Origin of the sequence: Streptomyces sp. NPDC058051 (assembly GCF_042885475.1) — a bacterium.
Taxonomy (GTDB): Bacteria; Actinomycetota; Actinomycetes; order Streptomycetales; family Streptomycetaceae; genus Streptomyces.
Window position 1 is genome coordinate 150,989 of sequence record NZ_JBHVRW010000010.1, and the last position, 17,666, is coordinate 168,654.

General features: G+C 70.1%; 19 protein-coding genes. 11 read left to right on the top strand and 8 right to left on the bottom strand.

What is annotated here, in order from left to right; translation table 11 throughout:
• Nucleotides 1–116 precede the first annotated feature (116 nt).
• The gene (locus tag ACFVUT_RS18130) at nt 117–1,256 is read right to left on the bottom strand and encodes a winged helix DNA-binding domain-containing protein (protein WP_389649547.1); all 1,140 of its coding nucleotides are present in this window, start codon (nt 1,254–1,256) and stop codon (nt 117–119) included.
• 280 nt (nt 1,257–1,536) lie between these two features.
• Here ACFVUT_RS18130 and ACFVUT_RS18135 point away from each other — a divergent pair, with 280 nt between their 5' ends.
• Together ACFVUT_RS18135 and ACFVUT_RS18140 are read left to right on the top strand one after the other, a co-directional pair.
• Nucleotides 1,537–2,094, top strand: coding sequence for a DoxX family protein (locus tag ACFVUT_RS18135; protein WP_389649544.1), 558 nt, complete (start codon nt 1,537–1,539; stop codon nt 2,092–2,094).
• Nucleotides 2,095–2,146: 52 nt separating this feature from the next.
• On the top strand, nt 2,147–2,644 hold the full coding sequence (locus tag ACFVUT_RS18140; RefSeq protein ID WP_389649542.1) for a VOC family protein: 498 nt from the start codon (nt 2,147–2,149) through the stop codon (nt 2,642–2,644).
• A 96-nt stretch (nt 2,645–2,740) separates the two neighbouring features.
• Here ACFVUT_RS18140 and ACFVUT_RS18145 read toward each other — a convergent pair whose 3' ends face one another.
• Nucleotides 2,741–3,148: a MerR family transcriptional regulator gene (locus ACFVUT_RS18145; RefSeq protein WP_389649539.1), complete on the bottom strand. Its 408-nt coding sequence runs from the start codon at nt 3,146–3,148 to the stop codon at nt 2,741–2,743.
• A 420-nt stretch (nt 3,149–3,568) separates the two neighbouring features.
• On the opposite strand from ACFVUT_RS18145, the gene ACFVUT_RS18150 reads away from it, so the two are divergent.
• The 8 genes from ACFVUT_RS18150 to ACFVUT_RS18185 all read left to right on the top strand — a co-directional run bounded on the left by ACFVUT_RS18150 (nt 3,569) and on the right by ACFVUT_RS18185 (nt 11,452).
• A complete protein-coding gene (locus ACFVUT_RS18150) occupies nt 3,569–5,059 on the top strand; it encodes a SulP family inorganic anion transporter (RefSeq protein WP_389649887.1) in 1,491 nt (496 codons plus the stop codon).
• A 251-nt stretch (nt 5,060–5,310) separates the two neighbouring features.
• Nucleotides 5,311–5,520, top strand: coding sequence for a hypothetical protein (locus tag ACFVUT_RS18155; RefSeq protein WP_389649536.1), 210 nt, complete (start codon nt 5,311–5,313; stop codon nt 5,518–5,520).
• A 101-nt stretch (nt 5,521–5,621) separates the two neighbouring features.
• On the top strand, nt 5,622–6,275 hold the full coding sequence (locus tag ACFVUT_RS18160) for a GntR family transcriptional regulator (RefSeq protein ID WP_389649533.1): 654 nt from the start codon (nt 5,622–5,624) through the stop codon (nt 6,273–6,275).
• A gap of 45 nt (nt 6,276–6,320) precedes the next feature.
• Nucleotides 6,321–7,070, top strand: coding sequence for a PIG-L deacetylase family protein (locus ACFVUT_RS18165; RefSeq protein WP_389649530.1), 750 nt, complete (start codon nt 6,321–6,323; stop codon nt 7,068–7,070).
• Complete coding sequence (locus tag ACFVUT_RS18170; RefSeq protein WP_389649527.1) at nt 7,067–7,786, top strand: 4-carboxy-4-hydroxy-2-oxoadipate aldolase/oxaloacetate decarboxylase; 720 nt, start codon at nt 7,067–7,069, stop codon at nt 7,784–7,786. Before ACFVUT_RS18165 ends, ACFVUT_RS18170 begins: the two co-directional genes overlap by 4 nt.
• A complete protein-coding gene (locus ACFVUT_RS18175) occupies nt 7,783–8,895 on the top strand; it encodes a 4-oxalomesaconate tautomerase (protein WP_389649525.1) in 1,113 nt (370 codons plus the stop codon). Before ACFVUT_RS18170 ends, ACFVUT_RS18175 begins: the two co-directional genes overlap by 4 nt.
• Complete coding sequence (locus ACFVUT_RS18180) at nt 8,895–9,848, top strand: VOC family protein (RefSeq protein WP_389649884.1); 954 nt, start codon at nt 8,895–8,897, stop codon at nt 9,846–9,848. The genes ACFVUT_RS18175 and ACFVUT_RS18180 overlap by 1 nt, the downstream gene beginning before the upstream one ends.
• A gap of 269 nt (nt 9,849–10,117) precedes the next feature.
• Nucleotides 10,118–11,452 (top strand): MFS transporter, encoded by a 1,335-nt coding sequence (locus ACFVUT_RS18185; protein WP_389649523.1) that lies wholly within the window; start codon nt 10,118–10,120, stop codon nt 11,450–11,452.
• 122 nt (nt 11,453–11,574) lie between these two features.
• On the opposite strand, the gene ACFVUT_RS18190 is transcribed toward ACFVUT_RS18185, so the two are convergent.
• The 3 genes from ACFVUT_RS18190 to ACFVUT_RS18200 form a co-directional block, all read right to left on the bottom strand.
• A complete protein-coding gene (locus tag ACFVUT_RS18190; protein WP_389649520.1) occupies nt 11,575–12,408 on the bottom strand; it encodes an NAD(P)H-binding protein in 834 nt (277 codons plus the stop codon).
• A gap of 120 nt (nt 12,409–12,528) precedes the next feature.
• Nucleotides 12,529–13,347 (bottom strand): SGNH/GDSL hydrolase family protein, encoded by an 819-nt coding sequence (locus ACFVUT_RS18195; RefSeq protein ID WP_389649518.1) that lies wholly within the window; start codon nt 13,345–13,347, stop codon nt 12,529–12,531.
• Nucleotides 13,334–13,903, bottom strand: a complete 570-nt coding sequence (locus ACFVUT_RS18200; RefSeq protein WP_389649515.1) for a PadR family transcriptional regulator — start codon at nt 13,901–13,903, stop codon at nt 13,334–13,336. The genes ACFVUT_RS18195 and ACFVUT_RS18200 overlap by 14 nt, the downstream gene beginning before the upstream one ends.
• A gap of 86 nt (nt 13,904–13,989) precedes the next feature.
• Between ACFVUT_RS18200 and ACFVUT_RS18205 the strand changes: the two genes are divergently transcribed.
• Entirely contained in the window at nt 13,990–14,421 is a 432-nt protein-coding gene (locus ACFVUT_RS18205; protein WP_389649513.1) for a nuclear transport factor 2 family protein, read from the top strand.
• Nucleotides 14,422–14,578: 157 nt separating this feature from the next.
• On the opposite strand, the gene ACFVUT_RS18210 is transcribed toward ACFVUT_RS18205, so the two are convergent.
• The 3 genes from ACFVUT_RS18210 to ACFVUT_RS18220 form a co-directional block, all read right to left on the bottom strand.
• Nucleotides 14,579–15,163, bottom strand: a complete 585-nt coding sequence (locus ACFVUT_RS18210; protein WP_389649510.1) for a hypothetical protein — start codon at nt 15,161–15,163, stop codon at nt 14,579–14,581.
• 463 nt (nt 15,164–15,626) lie between these two features.
• Complete coding sequence (locus tag ACFVUT_RS18215; RefSeq protein WP_389649508.1) at nt 15,627–16,319, bottom strand: response regulator; 693 nt, start codon at nt 16,317–16,319, stop codon at nt 15,627–15,629.
• Entirely contained in the window at nt 16,316–17,623 is a 1,308-nt protein-coding gene (locus tag ACFVUT_RS18220) for a sensor histidine kinase (protein WP_389649505.1), read from the bottom strand. The genes ACFVUT_RS18215 and ACFVUT_RS18220 overlap by 4 nt, the downstream gene beginning before the upstream one ends.
• Between the last annotated feature and the right edge of the window lie 43 nt (nt 17,624–17,666).

Below are 17,666 nucleotides of genomic sequence, written 5' to 3' on the forward strand. Positions count from 1 at the left end.
CACGTCCAGCGGTCCGCCGTCCCGGAGTGGGGGCGGTGTGCCGCGCACGGCGGGCCGCGGTGACAGCACGCCGTCCCGTGCGCCCACCCCGGCCCCGCGAGCACGGGACCGGGCGGTCAGCCCTTGACGAACGTGCTCTCGACACCGGGGAACCCCTTGTCCCACCAGTGTCCGTAACGCCGGTAGACAGCGGGATCGCGGTCGGAGAGCAGGGCCCGCAGCTTCTCCGCCTCCTCGGTCAGACCGCGCCACGCGGTCTTGCCGAGTTTGCGGAAGGCCGTCAGTTCCAGGCCGCCGTCGGTCGCGCGCCACACTCCGGCGACCTGTCCGTCGACGAGCAGGCAGGGCAGCGCGTCGCCGTTGCGCCGGACGACCAGCGGCCGGTACTCCTCGGGTACGACCCGGCCGGCACCCGCGTGGGCCAGCAGTGTGCTGTCCCACATCGGCAGCAGCCTCGGCGGCGCGGGGGTGTCCTCCGCGGGCACGGAAGCGTCCGCCAGGTCGAACAGGGCGGCGCGGCCCGGGCCCGGCACCCGGACCACCTGGTCGCCGAGCTCATCCAGTGCCCGGGTGATCACGGGGCGCGTCAGCAGGGTGAACCGGGCGAAGTCCGGGGCGGACGCGGGCCCGAACGCCCGCAGGTAGGCAAGCAGCAGCCGCTGCGCCCCGGGGCCCGCTTCCTGCGGCACGGAGCCGGGGGACGCCGGAGAGGCGAGGTAGGAGTTCGGCTGGGTGAACGACCACGGACCGCCGGTCGGCGCATGATGTATCGGCGCGTACGTGCGCAGCGCCCACCACACACGGTGCGCGTGCTCGCCGAACCGCCCCGTGATCTCCTCCTCCACCTCGACGCCGGTGCGGGGCCGCGCCAGGAACCCGGCGAGCTCGGCGAGCAGAGCGTCGGCGGCGTTGTGGGCCAGCCCTGTCGAGGTGAAGCGGCGGTCGTACACACGCGACGCCCGCAGGCTGCTCACCATGGCGGCGTGGAAGGACGCGTAGTCCTCGGCGTGGACGGCGTGCAGCGTGATCCGCATGAGCGTCGCCTTCACGATCCGGCGTTCCGTGAACGCCGCGTCGAGATCCTCGGGTGCGAAGCCCTCCACGCGGTTCCACAGCGCCAGGTACGGCGACGCCGGTGTCTGCGCCTGGAGAGCACAGACCTGGCGGACCGCGTCCGCAACGTCCAGGCGGCGGCGTTCGAGCAGGAGTTGACGGTCCAGAGTGGCCAGGGCGAGCTGTCGCGCAGTGAGGCTCATGGGCGGATTATGTCGCCCCCGGCAGCCGCGGACGCCGGTGGCCGGAACGAGCCGCACGGCACCCGGAGACCCGGCTCGTGCGATGGCGCGCTCGTGGTGTCCGGATCGGCGCCGCTGCCGTCGGCGGCCGGGCACGTTCCCGCGCGTCTTCCGGGTGATCGGCCGGCTCGCCCGCCGTACCTCATCGGATTTGTTGAAAGTTCATGCAGCTGCGTATAGGCTGCTCCATATCTTGAAAGTTCAAGCTATTTTTTCTCAGTCCTCAGAAAGACCTGTGCTCATGACCCCCCACCTCGACGTTGCCCGCCCCTCCTCGACCTCCGCTGCCGGCACCGGAGGCGTCGGTGCCTCGTTGCACGCCTACGATGTCGGTCTGCTGCTCCTGCGTGTCGTTCTCGGTCTCACGGTCGCCGCACACGGTGCGCAGAAGCTCTTCGGCTGGTTCGGCGGCGGAGGGCTCGACGGCACCGGCCAGTTCTTCACCATGAGCGGCTACCCCTCCGGCAAGGCGATGGCGGTCATCGCCGGGCTCAGTGAGACGCTCGGCGGAATCGGCCTCGTGCTCGGCCTGCTCACCCCGCTCGCCGGTGCCGCGGTCCTCGGTACGATGATCAATGCACTGGCCGTCAAGTGGGGCGGCGGCTTCTTCGCTCCCGACGGCGTCGAGTACGAGATCCTGCTGGCCGCCGGTGCCGCGTCGCTGGCACTCACCGGACCCGGTCGGCTCGCCGTCGACCGCTTCCTGCCCGGGCTGCGGGCCCACCGCCTCGGATACGGAGCCGCGGCCGTGGTGCTCGGTGCGCTGATCGCCGGCCTCGTCCTGTTCATCCGCAACTGACCACGGCCCAGACGTCGTTGACCACCGCACATGATGAAGGGAAGTGCATCCCATGGCCGTACGTCGGCTCAATCACGCCGTCCTCTACATCCGTGACGTCGACCGCGCCGTCGACTTCTACACCGATGTCCTCGGATTCGTCGTGGAACACCACCTGCCCGGGCGGGCGGCGTTCCTGCGGGCCCAGGACACCGAGAACGATCACGACCTCGGCCTCTTCGCTCTCGGAGCGCAGGCGCCCGGGCCGCAGCCCGGCCACGTAGGGCTGTACCACCTGGCCTGGGAGGTCGGCACGCTCGGGGAGCTCGCCGAGACCGGCCGCCGGCTGCGGGCACGGGACGCCCTCGTCGGCGCCTCCGACCACCTGATGTCCACGTCCCTCTACGCGAAGGACCCGGACGGCAACGAGTTCGAGGTCATGTGGCGCGTGCCGCGCGAGGACTGGCCCGAGACCGAGGACCTGCGGCCTCGCCCGCTCGACCTGGACGCGGCCATCGCCCGCTGGGGCGCCGACCTGAAGACCGGAGCGGCGGCCGGCGCCGCGACCTGAGGCGGCCGGCTGAGCGGGAGGCGGCCGGCCGCGCGGGAGACGTCTTCGTGGCGGCCCGCCGGGTTCGATGCCTGCCGCGGGACGGTCGAAGTCAGGTCACGGACGGGTCGGTTCGCTCCCGGGCAGCCGTGCGCGCAGCGTGGCGGCGAACTCCTCCGCCCGGGACAACTGGACGCGCAGCTTCTCCACCTGTTCCGCGGCGGCCTGCTCGTACCGGCGCACCCGCTCCAGGAGTGCCTCGCGCTCGTCGGTGTCGGACCCGGCGGCGTCGAGGCGGTCCGTGACCTCCAGCAGGTCGCGCATCTGCTCCAGGGTGAAGCCGAGCGGCTTCATGCGCCGGATGACCATCAGCCGGGCGACGTCGGTCTCGGTGTAGAGGCGGAAGCCGCCCTGCGAGCGGGCGGAGGGGACGACCAGGCCGGTCTCCTCGTAGTGCCGGATGGTGCGCAGGGACAGCTCGGTACGCGCGGCCACCTCGCCGATCTGCATGTGCTTGCCGTCCACGTCCCCGCTCCTGGCCTTCCTGTCGCGGCGGTGCCGCGTTCCGACCCGGCCCCGCCGATCTCTACCCTAACGTTAGGGTAGAGTTCCTCGCGTCGGGGCGGCTCTGCCGCAGCCCGGCGTTGCCGTGCCGGGGTCGACGCCGCCCCTGGCGCAGACCCGATTCTTGCAGGAGAGAAACGTGCGCGAGCACAGGACGTCCGGCGCCGCCGCTTGTCCGCTGTGATGCTCCACCGGCGGACGTGACACGGCGGCCCCACCGGCGTACCGCTCTCGCTCCGTCCGATCTTCGGACCACGGTTCCGTCCCGCGGAGCCGCACACGGGGTGCCGGTCGGCCCTCCGCGTCCCCCGCGTGCCCCCTTCACCCCGAGCGGGACGCGCCTGAATGACGACAGGTAGCTGCTCCTTGTCCTCCTCCGCTGTGACTCCCGCCGTGCGGCTGCGCGCCCTCAGGCCCGACTGGCTGAACGATCCGAAGGTCTGGCGCACCGAGGTGCTCGCCGGCCTGGTCGTCGCCCTCGCGCTGATCCCCGAGGCGATCTCGTTCTCGATCATCGCCGGAGTCGACCCCGCCATCGGCTTGTTCGCCTCCGTCACCATGGCCGTCACCATCGCGGTCGTCGGGGGCCGCCGCGCGATGATCTCCGCCGCGACCGGTGCCGTCGCCCTCGTCATCGCGCCACTGAACCGTGAGCACGGCCTGGGCCATCTGATCGCCACCGTCATCCTGGCCGGTCTCTTCCAGGTGGTCCTCGGGGCACTCGGGGTGGCGAAGCTGATGCGATTCATCCCGCGCAGCGTGATGGTCGGCTTCGTGAACGCCCTGGCGATCCTGATCTTCATGGCCCAGGTCCCCGAAATGACCGATGTGCCCTGGGCGGTGTACCCGCTGATCATCGGTGGGCTGGCGCTGATGGTCTTCTTTCCGAAGATCACCACTGTCGTCCCGGCCCCGCTCGTCTCGATCGTCATCCTGACGGTCGTCACCGTCGGCGCGGCCGTCGCGGTGCCGACCGTGGGCGACAAGGGCGCCCTGCCGTCCTCGCTGCCGGTGCCGGGTCTGCCCGACGTGCCGTTCACACTCGACACCCTGACCACGATCGCCCCGTATGCCCTCGCGATGGCGTTGGTCGGCCTGATGGAGTCGCTGATGACCGCGAAACTGGTCGACGAGATCACCGACACCCACTCCAACAAGACCCGTGAGTCGATCGGTCAGGGCATCGCCAACATCGTCACCGGTTTCTTCGGCGGCATGGGCGGCTGCGCGATGATCGGCCAGACGATGATCAACGTGAAGGTCTCCGGCGCCCGCACCCGCCTGTCCACCTTCCTCGCCGGCGTGTTCCTGATGGTGCTGTGCATCGTCTTCGGCCCGGTCGTCTCCGACATCCCCATGGCCGCTCTGGTCGCGGTGATGGTCATGGTGTCGTTCGCGACCTTCGACTGGCACTCCATCGCGCCGAAGACGCTTCGGCGGATGCCGGCCGGGGAGATCGCCGTCATGGTGATCACCGTCGCGTGCGTGGTCGCCACGCACAACCTCGCGATCGGTGTCGTCGTCGGCTCGATCACCGCCATGGTCGTCTTCGCCCGACGCGTCGCCCGTCTCGCGGAGGTCACCGCCGTCACCGACCCCGACGGCGGCACGGTCGTCTACCGGGTGACCGGCGAACTGTTCTTCGCTTCCTCCAACGATCTCGTGGGCCGGTTCGACTACGCCGCCGACCCGGACACGGTCGTGATCGATCTGAGCGCGGCGCACATCTGGGACGCCTCCTCGGTCGCCGCCCTGGACGCGATCGAGACCAAGTACGCGCAGCGCGGCAAGACCGTCGAGATCACCGGCCTGAACGATCCCAGCGCCCACCTGCACGGCAAGCTCAGTGGCGAGCTCTCGGCCGGTCACTGACCACGGCGGTACGGTCGGGCCCCGAAGCCCGGCGCGAGATCGCCTTCTCCACCGACCGGAACGACATCGCCCCGCTCCCGGCGTGACGTCCGGGCCGGCGCGGGCCGGTGGACAACGTCCGGGACTGCTGCCGGGCGAGGCCGGGGGAGCGCCGAGGGCGGCGAGGGCGCGGACCGCGCGCCCGGCCTGCACACGCGGGGCCGAGGCAACTGGGCCCAACACGCTGGGCGTTTGGGCCTGCGCTGGGGTCCGTGCGCCCTGGGGCCCTCCGCGCCGCCCTTCTACCGTTCCACGCCGTCACCGCGCTGCTCGCCGTGACCGCGCTGCTCGCCGTGACCGCGCTGATCGTCATCACCGCAGGAAGTTCCCTTTGCGACCGTCCGGGTGAACAGGCCGCCACCGCGCTGCTCGTCACGTCCGCTTCGCACGGGAAACGCCCGCGCCGCCGGCCGCGCACCTGAACTCCTTGGCGCGACACCCCGCGCAACAAGTGCCAACAGAATTGTTGACAATCTTGTTGGCCTAGATTTAGCTTCGACAGGCACTCACTCAGGGAGGGCAGATGCCGAAGGAAGCCCGTCCAGGCTCCGGAGAGCAGGCCAAGCAGTACGCGCTGGAGCAGTTGCGGCAGGCGATTCTGCGCGGCGAGATGGCGCCGGCTCAGCGGCTGGTGGAGAACGAACTCGCCGAGCAGTACGACGTCACCCGCGCCAGCATCAGGGCGGCGCTGCTCGACCTGGCCTCCGAGGGGCTGGTCGAGCGGATCCGCAACCGCGGATCGCGGGTGCGCGTGGTCACGGTCGAGGAGGCCGTGGAGATCACGGAGTGCCGGAGGGCGCTGGAAGGACTGTGCGCGGCCCAGGCCGCCGTACGGGCCACCGACCAGCAGCTCGACGAGCTGACCGGCCTGGGCGACGCCATGTCCAAGGCGGTCGCCGGCGGCGATCCGGTCACCTACTCCGAGCTCAACCACCAACTGCACGCCCGGATCCGGGAGTTCTCCGGCCAGCGGACGGCCGTCGGTCTCCTGGAGCGGCTCAACGCCCAACTGGTGCGACACCGCTTCCAGTTGGCACTGCGGCCGGGCCGCCCGCAGCAGTCCCTGAATGAGCACCTGGCCGTGATCGAGGCGATCCGCGCCAGGGATCCACGGGCGGCCGAAACGGCCGTCCGCGCCCACCTCAGCAGCGTGATGGACGCCCTGCGCGACGACTGACGCGATGCCGAGCGGGTGCACACCTGTCAGCAAGGAGATGCAGCAATGACCGACGGCAACGCGCCCGCCACCCCACGATCGACACTGGTGATCACCGCACACGCCGGGGACTTCGTATGGCGGGCCGGTGGTGCCATCGCTCTGGCCGCCTCCCGGGGCGAGAAGGTCACCATCGCGTGCCTCACGTTCGGCGAGCGCGGGGAGTCCGCCCGGGCCTGGCGCGAGGGCAGGAAGCTGGACGAGATCAAGGCGATACGCCGCGACGAGGCCGAGCGTGCGGCCGCCACGCTCGGCGCAGCGGTCCGCTTCTTCGACGCCGGCGACTACCCGCTCGTGGCCACCGCCGAGCTGACCGACCGGCTCGTCGCCGTCTACCGCGAGACCCAGCCCGATGCCGTGCTCACGCACCCCGCCGAGGACCCCTACAACGGCGATCATCCGGCCGCCAACCGGATGGCGCTGGAGGCCCGCGTCCTCGCCCAGGCCATCGGCTACCCCGGTCAGGGCGAAATCATCGGCGCCCCGCCGGTCTTCTACTTCGAGCCGCACCAGCCCGAGATGAGCGGCTTCAAACCCGAGGTCCTCCTCGACATCACCGAGGTCTGGGACACCAAGCGCAAGGCCATGGAATGCCTCGGCGCACAGCAGCACCTGTGGGACTACTACACCGACCTCGCCGTACGCCGAGGCGTCCAGCTCAAGCGCAACGCGGGACCGAACCTGGGCCTGGCCCACCGGACCATGGCCGAGGCCTACATGCGCCCGTACCCGCAGATCGCGAAGGAGTTGGCATGAGCGGCGTCATCGTCACCCATCCGCCCAAGGCCGACGCCGAGGACGTCGCGGCGCTCGCCGGATACGGCACCGCCACGGTGGGCGAGGCGATGGGCCGCACCGGTTTCCTCGGCACGCACCTCAGCCCCGCCCAGCAGGGCACCCGTGTCGCGGGCACCGCGGTCACGGTCCTGTCCTGGCCCGGCGACAACCTCATGATCCACGCGGCGGTCGAGCAGTGCGGCGAGGGCGACATCCTCGTCGTCACCACCACGTCGCCCAGCACCGACGGCATGTTCGGCGAACTGTTCGCGACCGCACTGCACAGGCGGGGCGTGCGCGGCCTGGTCACCGACGCCGGCATCCGCGACACCGCCGAACTGCGCGCCATGGGCTTTCCCGCCTGGTCCGCCGCCGTCAGCCCGCAGGGCACCGTCAAGGCGACCGGAGGATCGGTCAACGTACCGGTCGTGATCGGAGGCCAGATCATCCGCCCCGGTGATGTCATCGTCGCCGACGACGACGGCGTCGTGGTCGTGCCCCGTGAGCGCGCCGGGCGGACCGCCGAAGCCTCCGAGGCCCGCGAGCGGAAGGAGGCCGACGCCCGCGCCGCCTTCCTGGAGGGTCAACTCGGTCTGGATCGCTACGGGTTGCGGGACACCCTCGCCACCCTCGGTGTGACCTACCGGACGTACGAGGAGTACACCGCCGCAGCGGGCGAGGGAGCCGGGTCGTGACCGGACCCGCAGAGGTGCGATGCATGCTGATGCGCGGCGGCACCTCCAAGGGCGCCTACTTCCTGGCCGAGGACCTTCCCGCCGAACCGGCCGCTCGCGACGACCTGTTGCTGCGGATCATGGGCAGTCCCGACCCGCGCCAGATCGACGGCCTCGGCGGTGCGCACCCGCTGACGAGCAAGGTCGCCGTGGTGTCGCCGTCCGACGACGCCGAGGCCGACCTCGACTACCTCTTCCTCCAGGTCGGCGTCGAGAAGGCCGAGGTGTCGGACCGTCAGAACTGCGGCAACCTGCTCGCCGGAGTCGGCCCGTTCGCGGTCGAGCGCGGAATCGTCCCGCCGGGCGACGCCGAGACGACGGTCCGTATCCGCATGGTCAACACCGGGGACCTCGCCACGGCGACGTTCCCGACGCCGGGCGGCCGGGTCGAATACACCGGCGACACGGCGATCTCCGGGGTGCCGGGGCGCGCGGCCGCGGTGACGATCGCGTTCCCGCCCGGTGAGGGGCCGTTGCTGCCCACGGGACACGTCCGGGACACCGTCGCCGGCGTCGAGGTGACGTGCGTGGACAACGGCATGCCGACCGTGCTGATCATCGCCGACTCCCTGAAAGTGACCGGCTATGAGGAGCCGGAGGAACTGGAAGCGAACGGCGACCTTGCCGCACGTCTGCACGAAATCCGGCTCGCGGCGGGCAAGTTGATGCGCCTGGGCGACGTGACCGACGCGACCGTCCCCAAACTGACCCTTCTCGCCCCACCCCGGCACGGCGGCGCGGTCACGACCCGCACGTTCATCCCCGTCCGCTGCCACACCTCCATCGGCGTCCTCGGCGCGGCAAGTGTGGCCGCAGGGCTGCGCATCGAAGGAAGCGTGGCGGAGGGAATCGCGCGCCTGCCCCACCGGGGTGAGCCACTGCGCATCGAGCACCCCACGGGGTTCACGGACATCGAAAGCAGCCTCGCCACCGGGCCCGACGGCCTGCCCTCCGCCCGTCGCACCGCCGTGGTCCGTACGACCCGCAAGATCTTCGACGGCACCGTCTTCCCCCGGTCCGCCGACACGCCCCCTCCGCCCGCACGATCCTCATCCTCAGGAGGTCAATGATGACCCCACCCCTCGGCGACATCGCCCACGTGGGCCACGCCCAGCTGTTCACCCCTGACCTCGACGCCAGTGTCGCCTTCTTCACCGACTTCCTGGGCCTCACCGTCAACGGGCAGGACGGCGACACCGTCTACCTGCGGACCTTCGACGACTACGAGCACCACAGCCTCGTTCTCACCGCCCGCGACCAGCCCGGACTCGGCCGGCTGGCGCTGCGCACCTCCAGCGAGGAAGCCCTCCGGCGCCGCGTCCGGGCGGTCGAGGAGGCGGGCGGCACCGGCCACTGGACCGAGGACGAGCCGGGCCTCGGCAAGGTGTACGTCACCACCGACCCGGACGGCCACGAACACGCTCTGTACTGGGAGAGCGAGTACTACCGGGCCCCCGACGCGCTGAAACCTGCACTGAAGAACCAGCCCCAGGCCAAGCCCGGCCGAGGCGTGGGCGTCCGGCGCCTGGACCACATCAACTTCCTGGCCGCCGACGTGCTCGCCAACGCCGAGTTCCAGCAGAACGTGCTGGGCGCCAGGCCCACGGAACAGATACGCCTCGACACCGGCAGGATCGCGGCCCGCTGGCTGACCTTCACCGACAAGTCGTACGACGTCGTCTACACCTCCGACTGGACGGGCTCCACGGGGCGGCTGCACCACATCGCCTTCGCGACCGACACCCGCGAGGACATCCTGCGCGCCGCCGACCTCGCCATCGACTCCGGCGTGTTCATCGAGACGGGTCCGCACAAGCACGCCATCCAGCAGACGTTCTTCCTCTACGTCTACGAACCGGGCGGCAACCGCATCGAACTGTGCAACCCGCTCACCCGCCTCGTCCTGGCCCCCGACTGGCCGCTCGTCACCTGGACCGAAGCGGAACGCGCCAAGGGACAGGCGTGGGGTCTGCGGACCATCGAGTCGTTCCACACCCACGGCACGCCTCCTGTTGAGGGCTGACCGGGCAATCACTGACGGCACGCCTCCTGTTGAGGTCTGACGGGCCATCACCCACGGCCTGCCTTGCCTTGAGGTCTGACCAGGTCATTCGGCCCCGGGGACACCTGTGCGTCGCCGGGGCCGACATGTTCTTCACGATTGTCAACAAAAGTGTTGACGAAAGGGTTCCGGCTTCCTAACGTGCCGGTCACACCCCCCTCGGCCGCCTCTTCGGCCGCTTCCTTCTCCCACCGCTCCTGGGACACCCCTCCCGGACGAGAGGAACAACGATGTCCTCCTCCGCCACCCCAGCCACCGTGAGCCGCGGCGCCAGAATGGCCAGGCTGGTCTTCGCCCTGTGCTGGCTGGCCGTCCTCTTCGACGGCCTCGACATGTTCATCTACGGTTCCGTTCTGCCGCACATGCTTGAGGAGAAGGCCCTCGGCCTCACCTCGGGCCAGGCCGGTGACCTCGGCAGCTACGCCACCTTCGGCATGCTGGTCGGCGCGCTCACCGCGGGCACGGTCTCCGACCGCATCGGCCGCAAGAAGATGATGGCCGTCTGCGTCACCGTCTTCTCGCTGGCCTCGGGCCTGTGCGCGGTCGCCCCGGACGTCACGGTCTTCGGACTCGGCCGCACCCTCGCCGGCCTCGGCCTCGGCGGCCTGCTGCCGACCGCGATCACCATGGTCTCGGACTACGCGCCGCGCGGCCGCGGTGCCCTCATGGTCGGCGCACTGATGACCGCCCATCACACGGGAGGCATCGTGTCCGCGTACGTGGCGCAGTGGCTCGTGGAGCCGCTCGGCTGGCGATCCGCGTTCTGGGTGTGCGTCGTCCCGTTGCTGTTCGTGCCGGTCGTCGTCAAGGTCATGCCGGAGTCGCTGAGCTTCCTCGTCGCCAAGGGCCGCACCGACCAGGCGCGACAGCTCGCCGCCGCGCACGGCGTCGAACTGCCTGCCGTGAAGGAGCGGGGCGCGGCCGGCGCCGGCCGCTGGGACGCTCTGGCCGACCTGTTCCGCGCCCGTCAGTGGAGCCAGACGCTGCTGTACTGGCTGGCGTCCTTCGGCGGCCTGCTCCTGGTCTACGGCGTCGCCACCTGGCTCCCCACCCTGATGCGCGCCGAGGGCTACGACCTCGGCTCCTCGCTCCAGTTCGTGATCGTCTTCAACCTCGGCGGCATCGTCGGCATGCTGGTCGCGGGCCGCGCCGCCGACCGCTTCGGCGCCCCGCGCATCTCCGCGATCTGGTTCCTGCTCACCGCCGTCAGCGTCTATCTGCTCAGCATTCACATGGCGCTTGCACTGACCTTCACGGTGGTCTTCCTCGCCGGCGTCTTCCTCAACAGCGCGCAGACCATGATCTACGCGACGGTCTCGATCCGCTCGGACGCCGACAGCCGGGCCACCGCCGTGGGCTGGACCTCCGGCATGGGCCGCTTCGGCGCCGTCTTCGGCCCCTGGCTCGGCGGCCAACTGCTCGCCTCGGGCCACGGTGACCGGGGCTTCACGGCCTTCGCGCTGACCGGCCTGTTCTCCATGGTGTTCATCGGCATCGCCTCGCTGCGCAAGAACTCGCAGAGCCTCGCGCCGAGCACCGGCCGACCGGCACGAGCCGCCCACTGACCCGGCACGGCACCGTGGCCCGGACCCTCCCGCACGTTCCGGGGTCCGGGCCACAACGCGGTCGGCACACGGCGGTCAGCCAACTCGGCGTGCTCACGCGAACGTGCTCAGGATCGGGTGGCTCAACGGAAGGCGGTGGCATTCTCCGAGGCCCATTGCTGGAACGTCCTGGCCGGGGCACCGGTGATCCGGGAAGCGGTGTCGCGCACCGTGAGCAACTCGTTGTTGACGTCGCCTCCCGTCAGGTCGAGCACCGCGTCCGCGGCTTCGCCGCCCAGGAAGACGGCCATCCGACGATGGGCTTCCTGCCGGCTGATCTCGGCGAACGGCACGTCCCGCCCCAGTGCTGACGCGATGGCCCCGACCTGCTGCCGGGCTGTGATCCGCTCCGGGCCGGTCAGCGCGTATGTCCGCCCCTGGTGGCCGGACTCGGTCAGTGCCACCCGGGCCACCGAGGCGATGTCCGCGGGGTGGATCGTGGGGAGGCCGATGTCCGCGTAGGGCACGCGGACCGTTTCGTGCTCGCGGATCGTTGCCGCCCACCACAGGGCATTCGAGGCGAACTGTGTCGGCCGCAGGATCGTCCAGGCCATGCCGCTGTCCTTGAGCAGCTGCTCGACAGTCAGGTTTTCGCCGGCGGGGCCCAGGTGCGGATGGGTCTGGACGGTAATCGACGAGACCAGCACCACGTGTTCCACGCCTGCCCGCCGGGCCGCCTCGATGATCTCGACGTCCGAACCCATGCGTGACACAAGAAACAGTGAGCGGACCCCCTCCAACGCAGGCTTCAGCGAGGCTGTGTCAGCGAAGTCACCCGTAACGGCTTCGACTCCTTTTGGGAACGCTGCCCGTGTGATGTCACGGGTGAGCCCCCTCAACGGTCCGGCGCCGAACGCCTGGAGCTCTTGCAAGAGGGCGCTTCCGATATTTCCGGTGGCTCCGGTCACGAGGAACATGAGGTCTTCTCCTGTCATCAGGCGGTGATCAACACGCTGTGACGTTAAGACCTCAATCAAGCTTCAGGTCAAGCGGGATCGGTGGGTGGTGCGAGCCGGGCACGCGCATCCGCGCTGTCCCTACGAGGATTCCCGTTGACCGGTGTCCGCCGCGGAGTCGGGCGTGGCGCTCAGGGGCAGCAGCCGGGGGCGTTTCGCGGTGCGGCCGTCGCCGGAGGACTGACCGCGCACACGGCGCCCGAGCCAGGGGCCGAGGAACGCGGCCGCCCAGCGCAGTTCGGCTCCTGCGGCCTGCCGGCCCGTGGGAACCCTCTGCGGTGGCAGGGGGAGCGTCCAGGCGTCGTCGCTTCCGGGCAGGTGGATGGCTTGTGCGAGGGCTGCGGCGATCCGCTCGTGGCCGAGGGGGCTGGCGTGGAGTCGGTCCGCACTCCACAGCCGTGGATCGGTGGCTACGGCCTGTCGGCCGATTTCGGCGACCGCGACCCCGTGACGGGCGGCCGCAGCGCAGATGCGGGTATTGAGGTCGAACACGCGGGACCTGATCGGCCGGGCAAGGGGCACGATCTTCCCTACGTCGGGGAAGGTCAGCGTCACCACGTGGGCCCCGGCTGCCGTGAGCGAGCTGAACATCTCCTCCATGTGCCCGGCCACCTCCGCGGCGTCGAACCGGGGCCGGAGCAGGTCGTTGACCCCGGCGACGACGGTGGCCAGGTCGGGCCGCAGGGCCAGGGCGGGCCCCAGCTGTTCAGTGCGGACCTGGCCGGCGACACGGCCTCGTACGGCAAGGTTGGCGTACCGAAGCCCCGGGCTGACGGCCGCGAGATGGTCGGCGAACCGGTCGGCGAAGCCGCGTAGGCCCACGGCGTCGTCCCCGTCGCCGAGCCCTTCGGTCTGGCTGTCGCCCAGGGCGACGTAGCGCAGGTATTCACCGTTCGGCATGAGTCGACTGCCTTTCCTTGAGGACGGCTGCGATCCGCAGGCACCAGTCCCGGTGCTCCTGCTCAAAGGCCAGGCCGCGCAGGCAGGTCAGGTACGGCCCGATCCGCTCGCCCCGGCGGAGGAACTCCTCCTCGTCCGTATCGCCGCGCAGTTGCCGCAGCAGCTTGCCGAGAAGCTCGATCTTGGCCTCGGCCGCGGACGCTCGCTCTTCGAGCTGTTCGATCACCGGCGCCGTGCCGATGCGGTCGGCGACCTGGACCTTGACGAGCAGATCGTCCCGGATGAACGAGGGCTTCGATACGGCTACGGCGAATGCCTCCAGCTCGGCGCGACCGGCTTCGGTGACCCGGAACAGACGCTTGTTGGGCCGGGTCGTCTGGACCACCTGCCGACCCGCGACCAGCCCTTCCTTCTCCAGTTTGGTCAGCTCGGCGTACAACTGCTGTGGCAGGGCGTGCCAGAAGTTCGCGACGCCGACGTCGAACACCTTCGCCAACTGGTATCCGCTGTACTCGCCGTCCAGCAGCGCCGCCAGCACCGCATGCCGCAAGGCCATCGAAGCAGCCCCTTCCCTTTCCTCGTCCGCCACTGCATCCTACTCAAGAAAATGACTAGTCATATTCTTGAGTAGGAGAAGAGGTCATGGAGACTGCTGAACGCTTCCGCGCTGCCGTGGAGAAGGGCGAACTCGCCGCACTGGACGACCTGTTCACCGAGGACATTCGCCTCTACAGCCCTGTGAAGTTCACGCCCTTCGAGGGCAAGCCCATGGTGCTGGGACTCTTCGGCGTCCTGCTGCGCACCTTCGAGGACTTCCGCTACACCGGACACTTCGAGGGCACGGCCGAGACCAGCACCGACGGCGAAGAAGCTCCGTCGGCGATCCTGCTCTTCCGGGCCACCGTGAACGGCAAGCAGATCCACGGCATCGATCTGCTCCAGTTCGACGGGGCGGGCCGGGTCAAGGAGTTCACGGTGATGGTTCGCCCCCAGTCCGCTGTGCACGCCCTGGGCCAGGCGGTACGTGCGGGCCTGGTCGCCGACGGGCTCGTCCCCGATTCCGTCGACCGCTAAGCCTTGATTCACCGAGGTGGTTTGAGAATGGTGTTTTGATCGACTTCGGGTCGGTTGGCCAGGTGAGGGCAGGTTGTGTCCGCTGGTTTGCCCAGCTTTTCCACAGGTTCGGTTCCGGTCGGGCCCTTGCGGGCGAGGTGGGCAGGGACTGTTCGTATCAGCCGGCCGGTCCGTGGGCGGTGGAGAACAGGTGTGTCCAGGTGTGCTGCCAGGGCCAGTTGTGCGGTAGGTGCAGGGTGCGGATGCCCTTGAACCGGCCGTACTCGGCGCCCTGCTTGGTCCGGCCGTAGACCCGCTTGTGGGTGGAGTCGACATCAATGAACGCCTTGTCGCCGGCGCCGGGCAGCAGCGGGGTGTGCGCGGTCAGTTGGTCGAGGAACCTGCGGTGGACAGCGTGGAGTTGGAGTGCGTGACCGTGGGTGAACGAACGGAGGAATGTGCCCGGCGTGGAAGGCGCACGGACCCCCTGGAACAGGGTCGGCATCGCGCCGTGCCGCAGGATATGGAGGTCGTCGATACTGTCCGCGCCCGCCGCCATGCCGGCCACGATGCTGCTGGCCTTGACGTCCGCCGACGCACCCGCGCCGTTCGTCATCCCGCTCAGCTTCACCTTCTGCGCCACCAGGCCCGACAGCCCGCACCGTTCGGCCAGCCGCATCACCGGAACCAGCCCGGCATGCGCGACCAGATTCGGGTCATCGAACGCAGCGGAGACCGCCGCTGGAGTATGGGAAACTTGCATCTCGGAAGTGCCTTGCCCATCGTGCGTGCTGGAAGCCTCAAGAACTCCCATCATCGCAGGTCGCAAGGCACTTCCTTATTTCTCGAAGAGTCATCCACAGCCATCAGATCGGTGGATCAAGGCTAAGAGCAGGGACGGACGACCACGTGACTCACGCCATTCAAACCTCGATGGCATGAGCCCAGGGTTCGATGCATAGGACACGGTGTTGGCAAGGACGGCCGTCGGTGAGGGGTGAGGGGTGAGTAGGTGAGTGGCCCTCGGGGCTGTCGTCGCGGGGTCCGGCAATCCGTCCGTGCCCGAGGAGCTCCCGTCTTGGGATCGGCGTCGCCTGGTGGGCGGTCCGTTCAGGCTGTTCGACCCAGGCGAGTGCGCCGCGCTCGAACGGGAGACAGGGCTGCCCCTGCCACCCGCGTACCGCTCGTTCCTGGCCCCGCCGCTGCCCGGCCCGGCAGCGCTCCTTTCATGACGGGTCGTCAGTCCGCCCGCCGTCGAACCGGCTGCCGGCATGCACCAGGCCGGATTCGTAGGCGTAGACCACGGCCTGCACCCGGTCACGCAGGTTCAACTTCGCCAGCATGCGGCTGACGTGCGTCTTGACGGTGCCTTCGCCCACGTAGATGGCTGCCGCGATCTCGGTGTTGGACAGGCCGCGGGCGACCAGCGCCAGCACCTCGCGCTCCCGGTCGGTCAGAGCGTCGACGCCGACCGCCGGCGCGAGCGGCGCCGCAGCGGTGCCCACGAACCGCTCCAGCAGGCGGCGGGTCACGCTCGGCGCGACCACCGCTTCGCCGCGCACGACCACGCGGATGGCTGAGAGCAGGTCGGCGGCGAGGGTGTCCTTGAGCAGGAATCCGCCGGCGCCGGCCCGAAGCGAGGCGTAGACGTACTCGTCGAGGTCGAACGTGGTCAGCATCAGGATCCTGGTGTGGCCGGTGCCGTCGGCGCAGATGCGACGGGTCGCCGCGACGCCGTCGATCTCCGGCATGCGCACGTCCATCAGCACGATGTCAGGTTGGAGTTCGAGCGTCAGCGCCGCCGCCTGCGCGCCGTCGCCGGCTTCGCCCACCACCTCCATGTCCGGCGCGTTCTCCAGGATCATCCGGAAACCGGTGCGCACCAGAGCCTGGTCGTCGGCAATGAGTACCCGGATCACGCTTCCCGCCCCTCGACGGGCAGGTGCGCCCGCACCACGAAACCGCCGTCGGACCGTGGTCCGGCACTGAGCCGGCCTCCGAGCAGTTTCACCCGACTGTCCATGCCCCGCAGGCCGTTGCCGCCGCCATCGTTCCCGTTCGGGCTGTGCCCGTCGTCGCCGACCTCGATACAGACCTCGGCGTCCGAATAGCGGATCACGACATCGGCGCTCGCTCCGGCGCCGGCGTGCTTCATGACGTTGGTCAGCGCCTCCTGCACGATGCGGTAGGACGACAGGTCCACGGCTGAGGGCAGCGTACTCGGCGTCCCGTCCACGCGCAGCCGCACCGTCGTGCCCGTCTGGCGTACCCGGGCGAGAAGGCCGGGTAGCTGGGCAAGTCCCGGCTGCGGATGCCAGGTGTCCTCCACCTCGCCCAGTGCGGCAAGCACCCGGCGCATGTCCGCGAGCGAGTCGCGGCCGGTCTTCACGATCGTGTGCAACGCGCTCCGGGTGTCGGCGGGCCGGTTGTCCAGCGCGGCATCGGCGCCCTGTGCCTGGATCACGATCAGGGACAGGCCGTGCGCCACCACGTCGTGCATCTCGCGGCTGATCCGCCCCCGCTCCGCGGCCACCGCCAGGGCCGCCTGCTGGTCCCGCTCCCGCTCCAGGTCCGCGGCGCGCGCGTGCAACTGATGCAGGTACTCCCGTCGGCTCCGGGTGCCGGAACCGACCGCCCAGGCGGCGAGCAGCACCGAGCCGAGCAGGGCCACAGCGCTCCAGGTGTTCGAGCTCTCCGCCCGGCCGGCGACGGTGGTGTCGACGTGTCCGTGCGGAGGGCCGGTGAGGTGGACCACTTCGAACCTGAACGACGGCACCCCGTTCACCGGACGGCCCCGCTGCGCGTCGGAGAGACACCAGCCGACGACCAGTAGCAGCAGCCCGGCCAGCGCCGCCCGCGACACGGGGCGCGGGCAGTGGGCCGCGACCGTGGCGAGCAGCACCACGACGGCCAGGTCCACGACCGTGGGCACCACGATCGCCAGGTGTCCCGCCGTGGCCAGCACGCAGACCCCGAGCATCGGCAGCGGCCGGCGCCGCCGCAGCGCGACACCGACCAGGGCGAACGCCGTCGCGGTCCACCACCCCCAGACCACAGCCCCGCCCCACGCGCCGCCGGACGGGGCGGCGGCCACTGCCCGCAGCATCGCGGCAGGGTTGTTCACCGGCAGGCACACCGCGAGCAGCCCGGCCGCCAACGCCCCGTCCTGTACCACGGGTTGGTGTGCCCAGGAGCGCAGGGCAAGCAGTGGCTGCATAGTCATGAGCGTCGAGTCTAGGTACACCACTTGTGCCGTCGCGTCTGTC

What these genes read in the sequence shown, in the direction of transcription:
- ACFVUT_RS18180 (WP_389649884.1), top strand. Translation starts at nt 8,895, where the DNA reads ATGACCCCACCCCTCGGCGACATCGCCCACGTGGGCCACGCCCAGCTG.
- ACFVUT_RS18140 (WP_389649542.1), top strand. Translation starts at nt 2,147, where the DNA reads ATGGCCGTACGTCGGCTCAATCACGCCGTCCTCTACATCCGTGACGTC.
- ACFVUT_RS18200 (WP_389649515.1), bottom strand. Translation starts at nt 13,903, where the DNA reads ATGGCCTTGCGGCATGCGGTGCTGGCGGCGCTGCTGGACGGCGAGTAC.
- ACFVUT_RS18190 (WP_389649520.1), bottom strand. Translation starts at nt 12,408, where the DNA reads ATGTTCCTCGTGACCGGAGCCACCGGAAATATCGGAAGCGCCCTCTTG.
- ACFVUT_RS18205 (WP_389649513.1), top strand. Translation starts at nt 13,990, where the DNA reads ATGGAGACTGCTGAACGCTTCCGCGCTGCCGTGGAGAAGGGCGAACTC.
- ACFVUT_RS18210 (WP_389649510.1), bottom strand. Translation starts at nt 15,163, where the DNA reads ATGCAAGTTTCCCATACTCCAGCGGCGGTCTCCGCTGCGTTCGATGAC.
- ACFVUT_RS18195 (WP_389649518.1), bottom strand. Translation starts at nt 13,347, where the DNA reads ATGCCGAACGGTGAATACCTGCGCTACGTCGCCCTGGGCGACAGCCAG.
- ACFVUT_RS18170 (WP_389649527.1), top strand. Translation starts at nt 7,067, where the DNA reads ATGAGCGGCGTCATCGTCACCCATCCGCCCAAGGCCGACGCCGAGGAC.
- ACFVUT_RS18135 (WP_389649544.1), top strand. Translation starts at nt 1,537, where the DNA reads ATGACCCCCCACCTCGACGTTGCCCGCCCCTCCTCGACCTCCGCTGCC.
- ACFVUT_RS18165 (WP_389649530.1), top strand. Translation starts at nt 6,321, where the DNA reads ATGACCGACGGCAACGCGCCCGCCACCCCACGATCGACACTGGTGATC.
- ACFVUT_RS18160 (WP_389649533.1), top strand. Translation starts at nt 5,622, where the DNA reads ATGCCGAAGGAAGCCCGTCCAGGCTCCGGAGAGCAGGCCAAGCAGTAC.
- ACFVUT_RS18130 (WP_389649547.1), bottom strand. Translation starts at nt 1,256, where the DNA reads ATGAGCCTCACTGCGCGACAGCTCGCCCTGGCCACTCTGGACCGTCAA.
- ACFVUT_RS18220 (WP_389649505.1), bottom strand. Translation starts at nt 17,623, where the DNA reads ATGACTATGCAGCCACTGCTTGCCCTGCGCTCCTGGGCACACCAACCC.
- ACFVUT_RS18185 (WP_389649523.1), top strand. Translation starts at nt 10,118, where the DNA reads ATGTCCTCCTCCGCCACCCCAGCCACCGTGAGCCGCGGCGCCAGAATG.